Consider the following 16,886-nt stretch of genomic DNA (forward strand, 5'->3'; position numbering starts at 1 on the left):
GAGTGGTGATGGAACGATGGGCCGAATGTAAGGTGCGGCGCCCTACCTCCCCTCGAGGGGGAGGTCGGCGCAGCGCCGGGTGGGGTGGCGCCAGCGTCTAGTTTCTAGTTGATGCTCGCCGTGTTGGCGGGCTCAGCCGGCCTTGCGTCATCGGCATAGGGCACGCGAAAACCATTCGCCGCCAGCCAACCGATCGCCGCCTTTGGCTCGTCGGTCTGGATGATGGTGGCGCCGCGCTCGGCCCAGAAGCCGTAGGTCTCGGCTGGCAGGCTGGCCTGCACCGCCAGCTCGTCGCCACGGCCACCGGAGAGAAAACCGCCCGGCTTGTTGACGATGGCGTAGGTGTTGGCCCAGATGTGCCAGCCACCCCGCACCGACACGGCGCGCATGCGGGTGCTGAACAACGGACCGCCAGTCTCGGTCAGAGTCTCGGCCCCTGCCCGCCAGTTGATGAGCTCGATCGCACCGGGCGAAAAAGCCTTGCCGACCTGTTCGGCGAAGGCTGCGTCATGCACGGCGTCGTCGGCGATGATCGGCATGAACTGGAAGCCGCCGCCGGTCCGAGCCAGGGCCGTCTTGACGCTGTCTATCCGTTGCTGGTTCCAAAGGTTCTCCTTGACGATGACCTGATCGGCCATGCCGAGATCGCGGGCGACCGCGATCATGCCCGGCAGAGCCTGAACATCGAGCTTGTTGTCGAGGTTGATCAGGATCTTGTCCCTGGTCACCGTCAGCATTTCGCGCAATGTCGAGACCGTCTCATTGGTGACCGCGCCAGTGCCTTCGATGACGAGCCTGCAGCGCTTGAGTTCCGCGACGGTGTAGTTGGCCGCCTCGCCCTTACAATTCGTCGTGCGGTCGAGCCAGCTGTCATGCATGACGACGAATTCGCCGTCCTTCGAACGCCTTATGTCGACCTCGACGATCTCGGCGCCCATGGCGATCGAGCCTTCCACGGCGGCGATCGAATTTTCCGGGTAAAGCGTCTTGCCGGCCTGCATGCTGCCGGCCCGGTGCGCCGCCACCAGCACATGGTCGCGCCACTGGTTGGCGTGCTCGAAGCGGTCGAGGATCTGCCTGGCGCGGGTTTCGCTGGCCGAGGCGTGGCCAATAGAGGCGGCAAGTCCTGCGGCAAACAGAAGGCTCTGCCAGATCGTTCGCATCGAGAATCGCTCCGTTCCGGATCGGACCCCGGATAGGCGATGCCCATGACAGGCCGGTGAACGAAGCCGGCTAGCGGATCGGCCGCGGCAGCGCCTCAGATACGCTTTGCGAGCCGGCGGAACCAGGCCAGAGCCGGCATTTCCACGAAACGCCATGAAACCCAAGAGGCAACGACGACCGCAACGAGCATCGCCAGGATTGCCGCGAAACCAAACCATGGCGAGGCGGCGCCGAAGCCGGTCGCGGCCTCGCCTCGTACGGTGATATCACCGACCAGCCCAAGACCAAGCTTGCGCTCGACCAGTCCGGCGACATTGATCATGCGCGCCTGCACGAAGATGTGGACCATGTAGATGGAGTAGGAGAACGCGCCCAGCACCAGCATCGGCCGGCTGCGTAGCAAGGCGCTGACCAGCCCACCTTCATGGGCAAAGAGAAAGAGCGCCAGCGCAAACACGAAGGGCGCCGCGATCCCAGCGTCATTGCTTCCCGCCAGCGAGACGAAGAGGCCGATCACCGCAATCATTATGATCTCGGCCAATGTCCAGGCCATCCGGGCACGGCCGCCGGCCAGCGACTGTCGCGCCTCTGCAATGGAATCGTGCTGAAACCATGCCAGCAGCGCGCCAAGCGAAAAGCCGTAAAGGCAGCGGATGAAGCCGAAATCGAAGGATACGTCTATATGCCTGTTGGAGAAGGCAAGCAGGAACAAAGGCGCGGTGAGCGCGGCGGCGACGAACCAGATCCAGGCACGCCGGCCTGCGACGAAGACAACGCCGGCAAACATGAGATAGGTGAAGAACTCGGCCGAGATGCTCCAGCTCGGCGCGTTCCAGGAGAGATGATCCTCGAGGCCCATGCCTTGCAGCAGGAAGAGATTCGTCACCAGGCTTTTGATGTCGAAGCCGCCGGTGAAAGGTGCGGCGCCCGTGCCGCGCAATTGCGGCAGCAGCAGCCGCAGCATCTCGAAAGCGGCGAAGCCCAGGAGCATCACAAGATGCAGCGGATAGAGGCGGCCGAAACGCACCAGCGCAAAGCGCGCGACCTCGTCCGGCTCGTTCAGCCGGTCGGCGTAGGAGCTGGCGATGACGAAGCCCGACAGCACAAAGAAGAAATCGACGAAAAGATAGGAGCCGCCGACGAAGGCGCTTTGCGAAATCATCGAGCTGGTCGGGAAATGGAACAGCGCCACCAGCAGCGCGCAGATGCCGCGCCAGGAATCGAGCACCAGGAAGCGCTCGCCCGCTTTCGTGCCGGCCCGGGTCGCTGCCGGAGCGGGTGCAAGGTTGAGCAAAGCGGCCTGCGTCATGATGATACAAATCCTGTGCTGCCATGGCACTCAGCGAGCGCCATTCCGTCTCCCCAGACTGTGACTGGCATGTTGCGTGCCGGTTCTGTAGTTGTGGCAGCCCGACAAACCGAGGATCCGTAATGGCGAACCAGAACATCGACCACGCCTTCACTGCCCGCTCCAAGACGGGCGCATCCTTCGAGCCGACCTATGCCGGCGCGCTGTCGTTCATGCGACGCAGATACACGAAGGACGTGAAAGGCGCGGACGCGGTGGTGTGGGGCATTCCATTCGACGCCGCCGTCACCAACAGGCCTGGCGCACGCTTCGGGCCGCAGGCGATCCGCCGCGCGTCGGCCATCCTCGACAACGACCCGCAATATCCGTTCTCGCGCGACCTGTTCGAGCACCTGGCGGTGGTCGACTATGGCGATTGCCTGCTCGACAGCGGCAACCACCAGAAGACGCCCGGCACGATCGAGCGCGAAGCGGCGAAGATCCTGAAATCAGGCGCCTTCCTGTTGTCGCTGGGCGGCGACCATTTCGTCACCTGGCCATTGCTCAAGGCGCATGCCGCCATCCACGGCCCACTGGCGCTGGTGCAGTTCGACGCCCATCAGGATACCTGGCCTGATGACGGCAAGCGCATCGACCACGGTTCGTTCGTCGGCCGCGCCGTCAAGGAAGGCATCATCGACCCTGACCGTTCGATCCAGATCGGCATCCGCACGCATGCGCCGGATACATTCGGCATCAAGATCCTCTACGGCCACGAGATCGAGGAAATGCGGGCGTCAGACATCGCCTATGCCATCGTCGATCGCACCGGCGGCAGGAAGACCTACCTCACCTTCGACATAGACTGCCTCGACCCGGCCTTCGCGCCTGGCACCGGAACCCCGGTCGCCGGCGGACCATCCTCGGCCAAAATCCTGTCGACGCTGCGCCAGCTCGGCCAGGTCGATATAGTCGGCGCCGATGTCGTCGAGGTTGCGCCAGCCTACGATCACGCCGATATAACCGCAATCGCCGGTTCGATGGTCGCCATGCACTATCTCGGCCTGGTGGCCGAACGGAAGGCTCGTCAGGAAGAGCTGAACAACGGCAATCATGGCGCAGCGAATCACGGTCACGGCATATAGTTTTGAAATGTCAGGGGAATTTGATCAGGCTATGAAACCGAAAATCTTCATCGATGGTGAGCACGGCACGACCGGACTGCAGATCAGGGCGCTGCTTGCCGAGCGCGGCGATCTCGAGATCATTTCGATCCCCACCGAGCGCCGCAAGGAAACGGCAGCCCGCGCCGAATTCCTCAATGCCGCCGATGTCGCGATCCTGTGCCTGCCGGATGCCGCCGCCAAGGAGAGCGTTTCGCTGATCGAGAACGACACCACAAGGGTGATCGACGCCTCTACCGCGTTTCGCGTCGCCGAGGGCTGGCAATACGGCTTTGCCGAGATGGACAAGGATCAGGCGAAGAAGATCGCTTCGGCGAAGCGCGTCGCCAATCCGGGCTGCTGGCCGCAAGGGCCGATCGCGACGCTGCGGCCACTGGTGTCGGCAGGCCTGCTGCCGCCGGATTTCCCGGTCACCGTCAACGGCATTTCGGGCTATTCGGGCGGCGGCCGGCCCATGATCGAGGACTACGTCGCCAAGGGCGAGGATGCCTCGGAATTCCTGCCCTATGGGCTCACCCTCCAGCACAAGCATGTGCCGGAACTCAGGACCTATGCGAAGCTGTCGCATGACCCGATCATGCAGCCGGCGGTCGGCAATTTCGCGCAAGGCATGATCACGGTGGTGCCGCTGCAACTCGGCGGCCTCGACCGCGTGCCGACAGGTGCGGAGCTTCACGCCGCGATCGCCGACCATTACGCGGCAATCGAGGGCGGCGTAGTTGAAGTCGCACCCTATACGCATCTTGAGCGCATCCCCGAGGTCGATCCGGAAGTCTACAACGGCACGAACCGGATGAAGGTCTACGTGTTCGCCAATGACGAACGGGCGCAGGCGCTGCTGCTCGCCGTCTACGACAATCTCGGCAAGGGCGCCTCGGGTGCGGCCGTGCAGAACATGGACCTGATGCTCGGCATCAAGCGCTGAGTGCAGAAGTCGGAGTTTCCGCAGCGCTGGAAGGTCAGCGCGCCTGAACTCATTGCCGAAACCTTTTCCAGCCGCATCTGGAAGGTTTTGCGCGAGGACGGCCAGCCGGCGATCATCAAGGATCTGAAACCCTTTGACGATGTCGCTGACGAATTGCGCGGCGAGCATTTTCTAGCCTGGCGGCGCGGCGAAGGCGCGGTGCGGCTGCTCGGCCGCGACGGTCACCGCATGCTGCTCGAATATGCCGGCGACACCTTGCTGTCGCAGGCGCTGGACGAGCAGGGCGACAATGCCGCCACCGCGATCGCCGCCGAGGTGATGGCAAGACTGTTCTCGCCGTCAAAGCACCCTGCCCCACCGGACCTTCAGCCGCTGCGGACGCGATACTTCAGCCTGTTCAGGAAGGCCAAGGCAGATCGCGCGGCCGGGCATGCCAGTCTCTATGTCGAGGCGGCCGCCATCGCCGAGCGGCTGCTTGCCGACCCGCATGACATCAGGCCGCTGCATGGCGACCTGCACCATGACAACATCATGTTCGGGCCGCGCGGCTGGCTCGCCTTCGACCCGAAAGGCGTGCTCGGCGACCCCGGCTTCGATGCAGCCAACATGTTCTACAATCCGCTCGAGCGCGACGATCTCTGCCTCGATCCGCACCGTATCGCGCATATGGCCGAAATCTTTGCCAGGACGCTTGGCCAGACCCCGTCCGCCATCCTCGATCATGCCATTGCCTATGGCTGCCTGTCGGCTGCGTGGCACCACGAGAACGACAACGCGGCCGCGGAGAATCGAGAGTTGTCGATTGCCGGGGCGATCCAGACAGTGCGGCGCGATTTCTGACCGGCTGCCCCGCAACACGCTAACTCCCCATTCACGATGATCGCCTACAGACAGATTCGGCAACCACAAAGGGATCCGGGGCATGGTCAGCGCGGTTTCAAGCTCTTCTCAAGCGACGCAGATTTCTTCATCCAGCGCATCCAGCAACGCATCGCAGGAGGCCGCGCTCGAAAAGCAGATCCAGGCCAAGGAAGAAGAGGCCAAGACGGTCGAGGACCAGGTTCAGGCCGCCAAGCTGCAGCAGGAGATCGCCGCCCTGAAGGCCAAGCTCGCCGCGCTCAAGGCCGCCGACAAGGCCGCCCAGCAGGAGCAGTCGGCACCGTCCGACGCTGTCGCCCGTCAGGCCGAATTCGATGGCGATACGAAGACCACATCGAACGAATTCTGGATGTGACCTTCGGGGCCAGAATAACTGGCGTCAGGTTCTGACGGCTACCTGGTGGGGTAGCGGATAGGCGCCCTTGGTGCCGCGCCAGTGCGCGGCGGCAAAACCGAGCAGGACAAGCGCAAATCCCTGATGCGTCAGCGCCATGTGCAGCGGCACCTGCATCAACAGCGTGCCGATGCCGATCGAGGCCTGCACCAGGACAACCAGGAACAGCAGCGTCGCGCGGCGGGCATGCGTCGTGCCGGGCAGGCGGATGCGCGTGGCGATCATGTGCCAGAGCGCGACCGCGAAGATCGTGTAGGCGCCGAGCCGATGGACGAACTGCACTGTCTTCGGGTTCTCGAAGAAATTGCGCCAGGCCGGCTCGAGCAGCAAGAGATCACCGGGGATCACCTTGCCATCCATCAGCGGCCAGGTGTTGTAGCTGAGGCCGGCGTCGAGACCCGCGACCAGCCCACCGAGATAGATCTGCACCAGTGCCAGCAGCACGATGAAACCGGCCAGTCGCTGTGTCGAGCGGTCGGCAGCCGGCTCGGAATGCGGAGCAAGCCCACGCGCGACCACCATAGTTGCCGAGAAGATCAGTGCCGCCAGTGTCAGGTGTGTCGCCAGCCGGTACTGGCTGACCGAGACGCGGTCGACCAGACCGGACGCCACCATCCACCAGCCGATCGCGCCCTGCACGCCGCCAAGCAGCAGAATGCCGACGAGCTTCGGCCCCAGGCCGCTCTCGATGCGGCGCGTCACCCAGAAGAACAGCAGCGGCAAGGCAAAGACCACACCGATGCTGCGCGCCAGGATGCGATGCACCCATTCCCACCAGAAGATCGACTTGAACGCCTCAATGCTCATGCCCTTGTTGAGCTCGGTGTACTGAGGGATCTGCTGGTAGCGCTGGAACTCTTCCTGCCATTCGGCGTCGTTGAGCGGTGGGATGACACCGTGGATCGGCTGCCATTCGGTGATCGACAGGCCGGATTCGGTGAGCCTAGTGGCGCCGCCGACCAGCACCAGCGCGACCAGCACCAGAAGCACGACATAGAGCCAGCCGCGCACCAGCGCCCGGTTGTGCAGGTCACGGTCGCGGGCGGCGTTAGGTGCCGCGGCGGTTATGGCAGCCATGGGCTCGTCCCGGTTGAAGTCGCGGATTGGTGAACCATAGCATGCTCGCTGGCAAGACAGGGCGGCGCGGCACGCCGTCGCGCCATGTCTGCAAGGTTGCGCGCATTCCTCAATCAGCCTAAGCGATACCGATCAAAGAGAGCGCGAAATGCCTATTCGCCTGAAAAAACTGATCGGAACCTTCCTGCTGGTGGCGCTGGTCATCATCTATGCGCTGGTGGCGTCGATCGTGGCGGTCGCCCAATTATCCGAGTCGGGCCCTCTCGTGCATTTCCTGTTCTTCCTGTTCAGCGGCCTGCTCTGGGTGCTGCCGGCGATGGGCATCATCAAATGGCTGATCCTGGAGCCGCGGCCGAAGGGCTGACGCGCGGCGACGCCACCACCATTCGCGTAAACACGAATGTCTTGGGGCTAACGGTCCCGAAGTGCTGACACCTCAGATGGTGACGACCATCTTGCCGGCATTGGCCAGCGGCGTCGTCACGCCCGAGAGCATGGTGCGGATATGGGCGAGGCTCTGGTAGCGGCCGTTGACCGAAATGCGCGGCAGCGCGAGCAGGAAGCCGGAATGCTCGGCACGCAGCACGCCATGGCGCGTCGTCACCGCCGAGACATAGCCGGCATCGCGAGCAAAGCCGACTTCGCGGCAGCCGACGGCGCTGGCATAGCCATAGGGATAAGCGAGATGGCGAGGCTCCTCGCCTAGTCGCGCCTGCAGGATGCGCCTGACGTCGCCGATCTCGCGGCGCGCATCGGCCTCCGAAAGCCGCTTCAGATTGACGTGGTTGACGGTATGGGCGCCGATGGTCACTAGCGGATGAGCGGCCATGGTGCGGATCTCGTCCCAGTTCATCAGCGTGCTCGGTTGCTGGCCGTCCAGCCTGATGCCGTTCATGCGCGCGAATTCGTGCAGCGCCGCGCGCAGGTCCTCCTCGCGGACCTCCAGCGTCAGCCAGCTATGCAGGCGGTTGTTGGCCTGCAGCTTCTTTCCTCGCGTCGAACAGTCGATCGTAACCGGGCCATCCGGCGTCACCAGCGTCAGCCGATCACGCGCATTTACGATATCCTCGACCACGTCCCACCACAGATCGGCGGCGCCGTCGATCAGCCCCGGCGCGACATAGATGGTGATCGGCGCGCCGTGCTTTTCCAGCACCGGCAGCGCCTCGGTCATGTTGTCGCGATAGGCATCGTCGGCGGTGATGGTCGCGAACTGGCCGCCCTTGCCGCCGGCCTTGATGCGCTCGATCGCCTCGTCGAGCGAGACGAAGGCGTAACCGTCGGCCTTCATGTCGGCGATGACGGCGTCGAGGAAGCCGGGGGCGATGTTGAGATGCCGATTGACGCCTTGAGGCTTCTCCGGCGTCGCGGTGACACGGTGCAGCATCAGGATGGCACCGATGCCGCCGACAAACGGCTTCGCCAGCGGTGCCAGGCCGGTGTAGCGGGCGACGTTGAGCGCCAGTTTCCGGATTGCCTCGCCCCCGTCGATCATTCCTTCACCTTTTGCGCCTAGGCTCGTCCAAGCACGGAATGCGCCTACGCGTGCCCCCAATCGGGATGAATACGCCTTAAGGATTGAGGTATGGTTGACGCCACCGCGTCATTTGACGGCAATCGGCTCGCTGCGAGCAAGGCATCGCCGCGCGCACTGCCAGACAATCAGGCCGGCCTGTCGGTCGCGGTGGCCGACGGCAAGGAACTTGCCTCCTATGCGGAATTCTGCGGTTCAGCGCTGTTTGCGCCGGCGCAAAGCGCCACTTGGATCCGCAACTGGGCGAACGAGGTTCGCACCGACATTGTCGTGGCGACGCTGAGCTTCGAAGGCGCGCCGGTGCTTGCGCTGGCCCTCGAAATCGCCCCCCCTGGACCATTTCGTGTTGCCCGCTTCATTGGCGGCCGCCATGCCAACGGCAATTTCGCCGCCGCGGCACCACGCTGGCTGCAAAAGGCCGATGCTTCGGCCATCCGCACGCTGGTGACGGCGATCGCCAAGGCGCGGCCCGACATCGACCTCATTGCGCTCGAGCGGCTGCTGCCAGACCTCGACGGCGTCGCCAACCCGTTCGCGGCGCTGCCCGGTTTTCAGAGTCCGAACCTGTCGCTCGCCGTCGATCTCGACGGTGGCTTCGATGCACTCCTGTCGCGCGCGAGCGGCAAGCGCAAGCGCAAGAAACACCGTTCGCAAACGCGCAAATTCGAGGTCGTCGGCAGCCACCGCCGCATCGAGGCGAAGACGGCAGACGAGGTGAACCGGCTGCTCGACGCCTTCTTCGAAATGAAGGAATTCCGCTTCCGCAAGAGGGGCATCGCCAATGTTTTCGGCGAGCCGGAGGTTCGCGCTTTCTTCCGCGCGTTGTTCAGCGAAGCCCTGGCGGAGGAAAAGCCATCCTTTATGCTGCATGGTCTCGAGGTCGCCGGCAAGCTGCGCGCGGTCACCGGATCGAGCCGGTCGGGCAAGCGGCTGATCTGCGAGTTCGGGGCGATCGCCGAGGACAACCTCGCCCACACCAGCCCCGGCGACTTTCTGTTTTTCGACAACATTCAGGAAGCCTGCGAGACCGGCTTCGGCCTCTATGATTTCTCGGTCGGCGACGAGCCCTACAAAAGGCTGTGGTGCGATATCGAAACCCAGCATTTCGAGGTTCTTCTGCCGCTGACGCTGAACGGCCGCGCGCTGGCGATCGCGATGCGGCAGGGCGCGCGGGCGAAGGCCTTCATCAAGAACAGCCCGCTCATCTGGAAGCTGACCAAAATGGTCCGCCGCAAGGCAGCGGGCCAGGCGGCGCCGGCCGCCAACGGCGACGACGACAGCTGACGAACTGCCCTCACCCAATCTCTGCTTGGCATATTCTGTAGCGGCGAAAATCCTGCACCGTTGCGCGGACTGGTTCCGCCACTCAAGCCGCCGAGCGCCGTCCTGGCAGTGGCGTTCCCGGCGTCTCGTGGCCGATCGGTGTCACCAGTGTCAGTTCGGGATAGCCGTTTTCGATCAGCTTGACCGCCGCCTGTGTCACCTCGTCGTCGGCCTCGAGCATCGAGAGGAAGACCTCGGTGGCCTCGCCAACCAGCCTGCCAATGCCTTGCGCGTCGGCCGGGCCGCATTCGACCACGACGAGGTCGTAGGCGGTGGTCAGCGACTGCATGATGATCGGCAACCGGTCGGCGGCGCGCATGGCGCGGGCCGGATCGGCTGTGCCGACGGGAATGACATGGCAGTCGGAGTAGAGGTCGGCGTGGATGACGTCGCTGAACTGCGCTTCGGAGGCGAGCAGGTCGGTGATGCCCGGGAAAAGCCCGCTGTCCAGCATCGGCCGCGAGGCAGCACCCGAAGCGGTGAGATCGAGCAGCAGCACCCGCAGGCCGGCGTCGGAAACCTCGCGCGCCACCAGCACCGCCGAGGCGGCAGCCTCGTCGCCTTCGGGAGACACGAATATGGCACGCGCCGCACCCGACGCGATCAGTTTCTCCGCGGCCTTGTCGACGTCGACCTCGCCGAGCGTCGAGCGGGCCGGTTCGGCCTCTTGCGCCGGCGCATCCGCTGCCGTCACGACGTCCAATTCCGCCTGCGGTGGTTCGGCCGGAGGCACCTCAGGCGCAATCGCCACGGCAACCACAGGCTCCTGCCGGGCGACCGGCATCGACACCTGTTCGATTCGCCCGAATTGGGCGCCGGTGGCCGGGCGCATGGCGCGGCCCGAAAACAGTTCGCCCAGCAGCGTGGCGATCGCCATCAGCAGCAGCGAGCCGGCGAAGGCAGCGCCGACGATCGGCACGACCTTCGGGAAATAGGGTTCCGACGGCACCACGGCGCGGGAAAAGACACGCGCGTCGACGGGCAGGTAGTTGCGGTCGTTGCGCGAGGAGGCCTCGCGGTAACGAGTCATATAGGATTCAAGCAGTTGGCGCTGGGCGTTCGCGTCGCGCTGCAGCGCGTCCAGTTCGACCTGCTGCTCGCCGGCACGGGCCGATGCGGCCTTCATCGTGTTGACGTCAGCGACGAGCTGGTTTTCGCGCGCCTGCGCCGTCTGCGCCTGCGTCATCAGCCCCTTCATGATCTTTTCCGCTTCGTTGCGGATCTGCCCGTCCATATCCGCAAGCTGTGACTTCAGCGCCCGGATGCGCGGATGGTTGCCGAGCAAGGTGGTGGAGAGGTCGGCGATGTTGGTCCTGAGCTCGACCTGCCGCTCGCGCAGGCGCTGGATCAGATCCGACGACAGCACTTCCGGCACTGCATCGAGCGAGCCGCCATTCTGCAGCGCCTTGCGCACGCCGTCGGCGGTCGCCTCGGCGGCAGCGCGGTTGGCGCGCACTTTCGACAGTTCACTCGACAGTTCGGAAAGCTGCTGGGTGGGCAGGACCGAATTGTTGCCGCCCATCAAAAGGTCGGACTGGGCACGGAAGTCGGCAACCTTGGCCTCAGCATCCTTGACGCGCTTCGACAGGTCGGCGATTTCGGGCGCCAGCCAGTCGGTCGCGGCCGCGTTCGATTCCTGCTTGGCGTTGCCCTGGACGGAGATGTAGGTGTCGGCGATAGCGTTCGGGATATCGGCGGCGAGCCTGGGATCCTCCGACGAGAACTCGATGACGATAACACGTGATTTTTCAACGCTGTAGACGTTGAGCTTCTCGCGCATCTTCTTCAGCACGCGCTCTTCCGGCGGTATCTCGTTGGGATCGCTTTTCAGGCCGACGATGACGAGCAGCCGGCCGAGTGCCGACATGTTGGCCGCTTCGTCGAACTCGGGCAGCCGTGACAGGTTCAGCTTGGAGGCCAGCTGCTTGAGGATGTCGGTCGAGGAAATGACCTCGACCTGGCTGGCGACGCCCTCCTCGTCCAGAATCGGCTTGTCGTTGTCGGCGGTGCCGTCAGGCCTGGTGAAGACCGATTCGCGCGTTTCGATCAGCAGCTTCGTCTGCGCCTTATAGTGCGGCGTGGCGAGCGAGGCGAATGCGAACGCCAAGCCGGTGACGGCAAGGGCTACGACAAGGATGCGCAACCAGTGCTTCGCCAGGCTGGCGAAGAGCTGCCTGAGATCGACATCGACATCTGCGGCCGCGGACTGGACGGACATGCATTTCTGCTCCGGTACTTGAGTCCGCTGCACCGTAAACAACTATGGTAACTCAGCCGTTAAGATCGCAGTAAGCATCCGTTAGGGTTTACTGCGCGGCCGCAAACAGAGGCTGTAAAACCATATAAATGAGTATGGGTTTTGCCATTTGCCGCCGCTTTGGGTTGTAGCCCTTTACCGGCCATTAACCCTAACAGGATGATAACGGGTCCGTTCCCTGAGGTTTGCCGCAGCACCTGGCGGCCAGAGCGATGAAGGTTCGTATCCGGTCATGAAAAGCACTGCTTCCCTCTTTCGTGCTCTGCTTGCCGTATCGATGCTTGCCGGCTGCTCCAGCTACCGGCCAACGCCGGCAGCCTTCCATGAAGTGCTCGACCAGCCCTACCGACTCGGCGCCGGCGACCGCGTCCGCGTCACCGTGTTCGAGCAGGACGGATTGACCAACACCTACAGCGTCGACCAGTCCGGCTACCTCTCCTTCCCGCTGGTCGGCTCGGTACCGGCGCGCGGCCATACAGCCCAGCAGTTGGAGAAGGAAATCGCCGACAAACTGCGGCAAGGTTACCTGCGCGACCCCGACGTATCGGTCGAGATCGACCGCTACCGGCCGATCTTCGTCATGGGCGAAGTGGGCGCCGCCGGCCAATATTCCTATGTGCCGGGCCTCACCGTGCAGAAGGCCATCGCCATTGCCGGCGGCTTCACGCCGCGCGCCAACCAGGAGAGCGTCGACATCACCCGCGACATCAACGGCAAGGTGATGACCGGTCGGGTGGTCACCTCGGACCCGCTGCTGCCCGGCGACACCGTCTACGTCCGCGAACGCCTGTTCTGACAATCAACGTGGCGGACCGACTCAGGATCGTCCACTGCTTTCGCTCACCCGTCGGAGGGATATTCCGGCATGTGCGCGACCTGACCGAGGCACAGCTCGCTGCCGGTCATTCCGTCGGTATTGTTTGCGATTCGACCACCGGCGGCGAATTCGAGGAACGCCTGTTCGGGCAGATGAAGGACTGCCTGGCGCTCGGCATCCATCGCACACCGATGCAGCGCCATGTCGGACCGGGCGATCTCGCCTCGGCCTGGCGCACCTACAGGATCATCAAGGAATTGCGGCCGGACGTGCTGCACGGGCACGGCGCCAAGGGAGGCACCTATGCCCGTCTGTTCGGCTCATTGTTGCGGGTTTCAAGGTCTCGCGTAGCCCGCCTTTATTCGCCGCATGGCGGCTCCCTCCACTATGACGAAACGACGGCCACCGGGAAGCTGTTCTTCGCCCTCGAACGTTTCATGGGCCGCTTCACCGACTGCCTGCTGTTCGTTTCGGACTATGAGAGGAAGACCTACCGCAGGAAAGTCGGCGAACCGCCGATCCCGAACACGCTGGTCTATAACGGCCTGCGCGCCGCCGAGTTCGAGATGGTGCCGACCGTACCGGGAGCGGCCGACCTGCTCTACATCGGCATGATGCGCGACCTCAAGGGTCCCGACATCTTCATCGATGCGCTGGCGCTGGCTGGCGCCAGGCTTGGCCGTCGCTTGAGCGCCGTGATGGTTGGCGACGGCGACGACCTGCCGCGCTACCATGCGCAGGTGAAGCGGCTTGGGCTCGACGGCCATGTCCGCTTCCTGCCGCCCATGCCGGCCAGGGATGCCTTTGCGCTGGCGGACCTGATCGTCGTGCCCTCGCGTGCCGAGGCGATGCCCTACATCGTCCTGGAGACGCTGGCCGCCGGCAAGCCGATGATCGCCACCGCCGTCGGCGGCATACCTGAAATCTTCGGCGAAACCTCGCCTGCCCTGATCCGCCCCGACCCGAACCAGCTCGGCGACAAGGTGAGCGAGGCGCTGGCCGACCCAGGCGCCTACAGAAGCCTGATGCCAGGGACCGCCGATCTGAAGGCGCGCTTCGGCGCCGACGTCATGGCCGCCGAGATCGAGAAGGCCTATTTCGCCGCGCTGCGGCGGTAGAGCCTGTTGCACCAGGTCAAACCGCAGACCGCTTCAAAGCCACCCGTTGTTTCAAGGGTTTCTTAGCTCTCTTTTGCTATTCACCTGAGGGAAGCTGCGGACAATCCCATGAACGAAATTGATCCCGCGCGCCGCTTTTCCCTGGATGCGGTGCGCAATTTCGACGGTCTGGCCGCGAGCGGGGCGGCTGGCGGCATGAATGAGGTCGCGCGCCAGGTCGCCTCGCAGTACCGGCGCGATACGATGTCGCCGATCATGGTCAGTGGCGTGCTGCGCATGGTCGAATTCGCGCTGCTGTTCCTGTCGGGCCTCTGCCTCTATTTCCACCATGTCGGCTTGTTCAACTATCTCCCCTGGCAGTACCCGCTGGCGATCGCCTCTGCCTCGTTCCTCGCGGTGGTGCTGCTCGACGTCTCAGACAGCTACCAGATATCGGCACTGATGCGGCCGATCGCCAATTTCGGCCGCATATTGTTGGTCTGGGCCGGCGCCTTCGCGCTGATGGCGCTGACCGCCTTCGCCATGAAGATGTCGGAGGATTATTCGCGCCTGCTGTTCGGCAACTGGTTCGTCGTCGGCTTCCTGCTGCTGTTCGGCCTGAGGCTGGTGATGTCGAAGCTGATCCGGCGCTGGGCGCGCAACGGACGCATGGAACGCCGCGCCGTCATCGTCGGTGGCGGCAAGGCAGCCGAGGTGCTGATCCGCTCGGTCGAGAAGCAGCCCTACAACGACATCCGCATCTGCGGCATCTTCGACGACCGCGGCGACAAGCGTTCGCCGCCCATCGTTGCCGGCTACCCCAAGCTCGGCACGATTTCCGAGTTGATCGAGTTCGCCCGAATCGCCCGCATCGACATGCTGATCGTGTCGCTGCCGCTGACTGCCGAATCGCGCGTGCTGCAGCTGTTGAAGAAGCTGTGGGTGCTGCCGGTGGACATCCGGCTGTCAGCGCATTCGAACGCGCTGCAGTTTCGCCCACGCGCCTATTCCTACATCGGCTCGGTGCCGATGCTCGACATCTTCGACAAACCGATCAACGACTGGGATTCGGTCGCCAAGCGCGCCTTCGACATCATCTTCTCGTTCATCGGCATCATCGTCTTCTCGCCGGTGATGCTGGTGACGGCGGTCGCCATCAAGCTCGATAGCAAGGGGCCGGTGCTGTTCAAGCAGAAACGGCACGGCTTCAACAACGAGACCATCGAGGTCTACAAGTTCCGTTCGATGTACACCGATCGGTCGGATCCGACGGCCAAGCAGACGGTGACCAAGAACGATCCGCGCGTCACCCGCGTCGGTCGCTTCATCCGCAAGACATCGATCGACGAACTGCCGCAGTTCTTCAACTCGCTGTTTGGCTCGCTGTCGCTGATCGGGCCGCGTCCGCATGCGATTGCCGCCCAGTCGCACAACCTCCTCTACAATGAGGTGGTCGACGGCTATTTCGCCCGCCACAAGGTCAAGCCCGGCGTAACCGGCTGGGCGCAGATCAACGGCTGGCGCGGCGAGATGGACACCAACGAGAAGATCCGCATGCGCACGGAATACGACCTCTATTACATCGAGAACTGGTCGCTGCTGTTCGACTTGCGGATCCTGTTCCTGACGCCGGTGCGCCTGCTCAACACGGAAAACGCCTATTGAGCGCCGTTGCCCATGAGCTGCCGCCGGGCGCGGTCAACGCCAAGCTGATCGCGCTGATTACGTCCAGCGCGGTCTTCTTCGGCATTTTCCTGTCCGGTTTCGTCATCGACGAGCCGGCGCCCTACGATCTCTTCATGGTCGGGCTGATCGCGGTGTGGGCACTGTTCGGCCTGCGCATCTCGCGCGCGGCGACGCCGCTGCTGGTGCTTCTGGTGACGATGAACATCGGCGGCATGATTGCGATGACGCAGATGTCGGACCTGGCAAGCACGCCGCTCTATCTCGCCGTCTCGATGTTCCTCGCCTTCACCGCGGTGTTCTTCGCCTCGGTGACCGCAGTCCAGCCCAGCCTCTACAGGCTGATCTTCATCGCCTATGTCGTGTCGGCGGTGATCACCTCGCTGCTCGGGATCGCCGGCTATTTTCACGCCTTCCCCGGGGCGGAGATCTTCACCAAGTACGACCGCGCCGCCGGCGCCTTCCAGGATCCGAATGTGTTCGGCCCGTTCCTGGTGCTGCCCGGCATCTACCTGCTCTATCTCCTGCTGACGGGATCGATCGCGCGCATGCCGCTGCTGGCCGTTCCGCTGCTGATCATCACCGCCGGCATCTTCTTCTCCTTCTCGCGCGGCGCCTGGGGCATGTTCGCCGTCTCGGCGGTGCTGCTCACCGGCTCACTGTTCCTGCAAAGCGCCAGCGGCATGTTCCGGCTGCGGGTCGTGGTCATGACCATCGCGGCAATCGCGCTGCTGGTCATCGCGATGATCGTCATCCTGCAACTGCCGGGCGTGGCGGAGACGTTCTCCAGCCGCGCTCAGCTGGAACAGAGCTACGATACAGCCCGCCTCGGCCGATTCGCCCGCTATGCAATCGGCTTCCAGATGGCGCTGGAGCATCCGTTCGGCATCGGCCCGCTGGTCTTCGGCACGATCTTCGGCGAGGACACGCACGACATCTGGCTGAAGATGCTGATGGACTATGGCTGGCTGGGCTTCGTCTCGTTCCTGGCGCTGACCTTGTGGACCATCGCCGCCGGCTTCCGTATCCTACTGCGCGACCGTCCCTGGCAGCCCTATCTGCTTTGCGCCTATGTCGCCTTCATCGGCAATATCGGGCTCGGCACCTTCATCGACATCGACCACTGGCGCCACGTCTATCTGCTGCTCGGCCTGATCTGGGGTGCCATCGCGCTGGAATACCGGCATCAGAAGGAGTTGCGGCTGGCGCCGGCACCTGCCGCGGCAGTGCCGTTTTCATCGATACGATAGCCGCCGAATTCGGT

Annotated in this window: 15 protein-coding genes; 10 read left to right on the plus strand and 5 right to left on the minus strand. The window is 63.9% G+C overall.

The features are described 5' to 3' along the window. Positions 1-104: 104 nt before the first annotated feature. Positions 105-1,163, minus strand: a complete 1,059-nt coding sequence (locus AC04SI_RS11995; protein WP_404277861.1) for a glycerophosphodiester phosphodiesterase family protein — start codon at positions 1,161-1,163, stop codon at positions 105-107. A 95-nt stretch (positions 1,164-1,258) separates the two neighbouring features. Then, entirely contained in the window at positions 1,259-2,473 is a 1,215-nt protein-coding gene (locus AC04SI_RS12000) for an acyltransferase family protein (protein ID WP_404277859.1), read from the minus strand. Between the two features lie 122 nt (positions 2,474-2,595). Here AC04SI_RS12000 and speB point away from each other — a divergent pair, with 122 nt between their 5' ends. From speB to AC04SI_RS12020, 4 genes are all read left to right on the plus strand, one after another. Beyond that, positions 2,596-3,597 (plus strand): agmatinase, encoded by a 1,002-nt coding sequence (gene speB, locus AC04SI_RS12005; RefSeq protein ID WP_488474260.1) that lies wholly within the window; start codon positions 2,596-2,598, stop codon positions 3,595-3,597. Positions 3,598-3,628: 31 nt separating this feature from the next. After that, positions 3,629-4,561, plus strand: a complete 933-nt coding sequence (argC, locus tag AC04SI_RS12010; protein ID WP_404277855.1) for an N-acetyl-gamma-glutamyl-phosphate reductase — start codon at positions 3,629-3,631, stop codon at positions 4,559-4,561. After that, entirely contained in the window at positions 4,562-5,401 is an 840-nt protein-coding gene (locus AC04SI_RS12015) for an aminoglycoside phosphotransferase family protein (RefSeq protein WP_404277853.1), read from the plus strand. It begins immediately after the preceding gene. Positions 5,402-5,483: 82 nt separating this feature from the next. Next, a complete protein-coding gene (locus AC04SI_RS12020; protein ID WP_404277851.1) occupies positions 5,484-5,795 on the plus strand; it encodes a hypothetical protein in 312 nt (103 codons plus the stop codon). A gap of 24 nt (positions 5,796-5,819) precedes the next feature. On the opposite strand, the gene AC04SI_RS12025 is transcribed toward AC04SI_RS12020, so the two are convergent. After that, the gene (locus AC04SI_RS12025; protein WP_404277849.1) at positions 5,820-6,911 is read right to left on the minus strand and encodes a COX15/CtaA family protein; all 1,092 of its coding nucleotides are present in this window, start codon (positions 6,909-6,911) and stop codon (positions 5,820-5,822) included. A gap of 148 nt (positions 6,912-7,059) precedes the next feature. Here AC04SI_RS12025 and AC04SI_RS12030 point away from each other — a divergent pair, with 148 nt between their 5' ends. Beyond that, the gene (locus tag AC04SI_RS12030; protein WP_006201870.1) at positions 7,060-7,275 is read left to right on the plus strand and encodes a DUF2842 domain-containing protein; all 216 of its coding nucleotides are present in this window, start codon (positions 7,060-7,062) and stop codon (positions 7,273-7,275) included. 72 nt (positions 7,276-7,347) lie between these two features. Here AC04SI_RS12030 and AC04SI_RS12035 read toward each other — a convergent pair whose 3' ends face one another. Continuing rightward, positions 7,348-8,406, minus strand: coding sequence for a polysaccharide deacetylase family protein (locus AC04SI_RS12035; RefSeq protein ID WP_404277846.1), 1,059 nt, complete (start codon positions 8,404-8,406; stop codon positions 7,348-7,350). Positions 8,407-8,496: 90 nt separating this feature from the next. Between AC04SI_RS12035 and AC04SI_RS12040 the strand changes: the two genes are divergently transcribed. Next, the gene (locus tag AC04SI_RS12040) at positions 8,497-9,729 is read left to right on the plus strand and encodes a GNAT family N-acetyltransferase (RefSeq protein WP_488474261.1); all 1,233 of its coding nucleotides are present in this window, start codon (positions 8,497-8,499) and stop codon (positions 9,727-9,729) included. An 82-nt stretch (positions 9,730-9,811) separates the two neighbouring features. Here the strand turns inward: AC04SI_RS12040 and AC04SI_RS12045 are convergent, their stop codons facing one another. Further along, complete coding sequence (locus tag AC04SI_RS12045) at positions 9,812-11,986, minus strand: GumC family protein (protein ID WP_404277842.1); 2,175 nt, start codon at positions 11,984-11,986, stop codon at positions 9,812-9,814. 271 nt (positions 11,987-12,257) lie between these two features. Between AC04SI_RS12045 and AC04SI_RS12050 the strand changes: the two genes are divergently transcribed. From AC04SI_RS12050 to AC04SI_RS12065, 4 genes are all read left to right on the plus strand, one after another. Then, complete coding sequence (locus AC04SI_RS12050) at positions 12,258-12,821, plus strand: polysaccharide biosynthesis/export family protein (protein WP_006201875.1); 564 nt, start codon at positions 12,258-12,260, stop codon at positions 12,819-12,821. Between the two features lie 8 nt (positions 12,822-12,829). After that, positions 12,830-13,960 carry a glycosyltransferase gene (locus tag AC04SI_RS12055; RefSeq protein WP_404277839.1) on the plus strand — a complete coding sequence of 377 codons (1,131 nt, stop codon included), beginning with the start codon at positions 12,830-12,832 and terminating at the stop codon, positions 13,958-13,960. 108 nt (positions 13,961-14,068) lie between these two features. Continuing rightward, complete coding sequence (locus AC04SI_RS12060; RefSeq protein ID WP_404277837.1) at positions 14,069-15,604, plus strand: undecaprenyl-phosphate glucose phosphotransferase; 1,536 nt, start codon at positions 14,069-14,071, stop codon at positions 15,602-15,604. Further along, positions 15,601-16,872, plus strand: coding sequence for an O-antigen ligase family protein (locus AC04SI_RS12065; protein WP_488474262.1), 1,272 nt, complete (start codon positions 15,601-15,603; stop codon positions 16,870-16,872). The genes AC04SI_RS12060 and AC04SI_RS12065 overlap by 4 nt, the downstream gene beginning before the upstream one ends. The last annotated feature ends 14 nt before the right edge of the window (positions 16,873-16,886 follow it).

It is taken from the genome of Mesorhizobium sp. CNPSo 4689, from assembly GCF_057784325.1.

Excerpts from the sequence above, each read along its gene's own strand:
- AC04SI_RS11995 (WP_404277861.1), bottom strand. The coding sequence starts at position 1,163 with ATGCGAACGATCTGGCAGAGCCTTCTGTTTGCCGCAGGACTTGCCGCC.
- AC04SI_RS12000 (WP_404277859.1), bottom strand. The coding sequence starts at position 2,473 with ATGACGCAGGCCGCTTTGCTCAACCTTGCACCCGCTCCGGCAGCGACC.
- speB (WP_488474260.1), top strand. The coding sequence starts at position 2,596 with ATGGCGAACCAGAACATCGACCACGCCTTCACTGCCCGCTCCAAGACG.
- argC (WP_404277855.1), top strand. The coding sequence starts at position 3,629 with ATGAAACCGAAAATCTTCATCGATGGTGAGCACGGCACGACCGGACTG.
- AC04SI_RS12020 (WP_404277851.1), top strand. The coding sequence starts at position 5,484 with ATGGTCAGCGCGGTTTCAAGCTCTTCTCAAGCGACGCAGATTTCTTCA.
- AC04SI_RS12025 (WP_404277849.1), bottom strand. The coding sequence starts at position 6,911 with ATGGCTGCCATAACCGCCGCGGCACCTAACGCCGCCCGCGACCGTGAC.
- AC04SI_RS12030 (WP_006201870.1), top strand. The coding sequence starts at position 7,060 with ATGCCTATTCGCCTGAAAAAACTGATCGGAACCTTCCTGCTGGTGGCG.
- AC04SI_RS12035 (WP_404277846.1), bottom strand. The coding sequence starts at position 8,406 with ATGATCGACGGGGGCGAGGCAATCCGGAAACTGGCGCTCAACGTCGCC.
- AC04SI_RS12040 (WP_488474261.1), top strand. The coding sequence starts at position 8,497 with ATGGTTGACGCCACCGCGTCATTTGACGGCAATCGGCTCGCTGCGAGC.
- AC04SI_RS12045 (WP_404277842.1), bottom strand. The coding sequence starts at position 11,986 with ATGTCCGTCCAGTCCGCGGCCGCAGATGTCGATGTCGATCTCAGGCAG.
- AC04SI_RS12050 (WP_006201875.1), top strand. The coding sequence starts at position 12,258 with ATGAAAAGCACTGCTTCCCTCTTTCGTGCTCTGCTTGCCGTATCGATG.
- AC04SI_RS12060 (WP_404277837.1), top strand. The coding sequence starts at position 14,069 with ATGAACGAAATTGATCCCGCGCGCCGCTTTTCCCTGGATGCGGTGCGC.